Raw genomic sequence first — 2,588 nt, forward strand, 5'->3', positions numbered from 1 at the left:
GCTCGCCGTCAACCCCGACGATCACGAGGCCCGCTTCGAGCTCGCCTCCGCGAACATGGCGGCCGGCCACCGCGACGCCGCCGCAGACGCGTTGCTCGAGATCATCGGCCGCGACCGCGAGTGGAACGGGGGCGCCGCACGGCTGCGCTTCCTGCAACTGCTGGAGGCGCAGGGGCTCGAGGACCCATGGTCGAGCGCGCAGCGCCGCCGACTGTCGGCCGTACTCTTCACATGAGCCGGACGATCCGCGTCCCATTGTTCCCGCTGGCCGGCGCGATCCTGTTCCCGCGCTCCCAGCTTCCGCTGCACATTTTCGAGCCGCGCTACCGCGAGATGGTGAGCGACGCGGTCGACGGCGCCGGGCGCATCGCGATGGTCCAGCCGCACCGGATCGACGACGACAATCGCGCCCCGCTCTATGAAGTCGGTTGCATCGGCGAAATCGTCGGGCTCGAGGAGCTGGAGGACGGACGCTTCAACATCGTCCTTCTCGGCTCGAACCGCTTCCGCCTGATCCGCGAAACCGAGGTCGACGCCCTCTACAGATGTGCCGAGGTCGACATCGAGGCGTTCGACGATGATGAGCCGCCGCCACTTGCGCTCGCGGAGCGGGCCGAAGTGGAGCGCGAGGCCCGGCGGCTCGGCGATGCCATGGGCCTCGCCGTCGACTGGAATGCGGTCAACCGCCTCGACGACGAGCTTCTGGTCAATGCGATCGCGCAAGTGGCGCCGTTCGACGCCGGCGCGAAACAGGCGTTGCTCGAGCAGGCGACGCTGGCGGCGCGCGCGGACCTGCTGGTGCAGCTGATGCAGTTCCAACGTGCGGCTGTCACTGGCGGAGTCGAGGTCGAGCCGACAATTCAGTAATCAGATTGGCAGCCCGCGCAGGAGCAGCGGCAGGTCGCCGCTAGTGCCCCGCGCTTCGCTCATCAGGCGATTGCGCAGCGGCGAGATGCGGCCGACCAGCCCCATTCCGAAGCGGCGCACCGCAGAGGCGGTCTTGCCCGGCGCCCCGTAGATTCGGGTCAGGGTATCGGTGGCGAATGCCACCGACAGCGCATCGAGCGAGCGCCAGCGCTGGTAGCGGTCGAGCAGCTGCCGGTCGCCGAGATCGAGGCCGAGCCGCGCGCCTTCTACCAGCACCTCCGCGAGCGCGGCCACGTCGCGAAAGCCGAGGTTGAGGCCTTGGCCAGCGATCGGATGGATCGCGTGCGCCGCGTCGCCGACGAGCGCGAGCCGCTGCGCTGTCATTTGTGCCGCGTGGTGGAAGCCGAGCGGATAGGACGAGCGCGGCGCGAGCATCCCGATATCCCCGAGGAAACTTCCCATCACGGCTAGAGCCTCCGCCGCGAAATCCTCATCGCTCAGCGACAGCCAGCCCTCCGCGTCCTCGTCCGGCACCGACCAGACGATCGCCGAGCGATGGCCTCCGGCATCGTCGTTCATCGGCAGCAGCGCGAACGGGCCCGTCGGATAGAAGATCTCGTAGGCGACATGCTCGTGCGGGCTTTCGTGACGGATCACCGACACGATCGCCTGATGGTCATATTTCCAGCGCGCGACATTGATCCCTGCCGACTCCCGCGTCGGCGAATTGCGCCCGTCGGCGCCGACGAGAAGAGGTGCGTGGAGCTTGCGCCCATCCTCGAGCGCCACGATGACGCCCGCTTCGCCCCGATCGGCGCTTGCGACGCGCGACTTCCACATCGGCCAGATGTTCTTGCCAGCCTCGGCGCGCGCCTGCAGCGCCGCGCGCAAATTCCGATTTTCGTGCATGAAGCCGAGCGGCTCGCCGTCATCGGGGTCGAAATGCAGCCCGCCAGGCTCCAGCCCGTCGGCGACTGCGATACGCCAGATCGGGCAGCCCGGCTCCGCCAAGTGACCGGCAACGCCGATCGCTTCGAGCATTCGCATCGAGCTCGATGAAACGGCGCTCGTACGGCCGTCGAACGCGGCGCCATTGCGCTGCGTGGGGTCGGCGGGATCGATGAGAATGATCGACAGGCCGCTGGAGTCGAGCGCGGAAGCCAGCGCGAGGCCGACCAGCCCGCCGCCGAAAATGATCACGTCCGCGCGGTCCATCGAGGCGCCCCTAACCTGTTCGTCGCAATGACGCCACGACTTCGCTTGACCGCGGAGTCCTCGTGGGGGATTCTTGGCGCGGAAGGATTTTGGGGGTGGGACCATGGCGACCGTAGCCACGCGCGCTCCGAAGCGCGACCTGGCGCCCGACTGGCGGGAGGCGCTGGCGACGGCCGTGCGCCGATTCGCAATTCGCTCGTGGGGCGCGATGCTGCTCCTGCTGAGCCTTGCCGCGGCGATCGCCCTGGCGACGCACAGCCCGACGGACCCGTCCCTCAGCACCGCCGCCGGAGGTCCGCCGAGGAACTGGCTCGGGAGCCCCGGCGCCTATTTCAGCGATGCTCTCCTGATATTGTTCGGCATCGGCTCGGCGCTTTTCGTGCCGGTCATCGCAATCGCGGGACTGCGCATGCTTCGGATCGAGCCTGCGGGCCGCACCGGCCGCGGGCTGCTCGTCGCCGCCATCGGCGCCGTCCTGCTCGGGACGGCGCTCGGGCTGACCAGCT

4 protein-coding genes are annotated in these 2,588 nt (G+C 68.8%); 3 read left to right on the forward strand and 1 reads right to left on the reverse strand.

Annotation, left to right across the window (positions count from 1 at the left end; genetic code table 11):
* Positions 1-235: tetratricopeptide repeat protein (locus GH737_RS14260; protein ID WP_155265437.1), on the forward strand; the 235-nt coding region annotated here is incomplete at its 5' end.
* Positions 232-867: an LON peptidase substrate-binding domain-containing protein gene (locus GH737_RS14265; protein ID WP_155265438.1), complete on the forward strand. Its 636-nt coding sequence runs from the start codon at positions 232-234 to the stop codon at positions 865-867. The genes GH737_RS14260 and GH737_RS14265, both read left to right, overlap by 4 nt.
* Here GH737_RS14265 and GH737_RS14270 read toward each other — a convergent pair whose 3' ends face one another.
* Positions 868-2,082: a UbiH/UbiF/VisC/COQ6 family ubiquinone biosynthesis hydroxylase gene (locus GH737_RS14270; RefSeq protein ID WP_155265439.1), complete on the reverse strand. Its 1,215-nt coding sequence runs from the start codon at positions 2,080-2,082 to the stop codon at positions 868-870.
* A 103-nt stretch (positions 2,083-2,185) separates the two neighbouring features.
* On the opposite strand from GH737_RS14270, the gene GH737_RS14275 reads away from it, so the two are divergent.
* The coding region (locus GH737_RS14275; protein WP_196233217.1) for a DNA translocase FtsK 4TM domain-containing protein at positions 2,186-2,588 on the forward strand (403 nt) is incomplete at its 3' end.

The sequence above is a fragment of the Sphingomonas segetis genome, assembly GCF_009720245.1.
Classification (GTDB): Bacteria; Pseudomonadota; Alphaproteobacteria; order Sphingomonadales; family Sphingomonadaceae; genus Sphingomicrobium; species Sphingomicrobium segetis.

Excerpts from the sequence above, each read along its gene's own strand:
- GH737_RS14270 (WP_155265439.1), bottom strand. The coding sequence starts at position 2,082 with ATGGACCGCGCGGACGTGATCATTTTCGGCGGCGGGCTGGTCGGCCTC.
- GH737_RS14265 (WP_155265438.1), top strand. The coding sequence starts at position 232 with ATGAGCCGGACGATCCGCGTCCCATTGTTCCCGCTGGCCGGCGCGATC.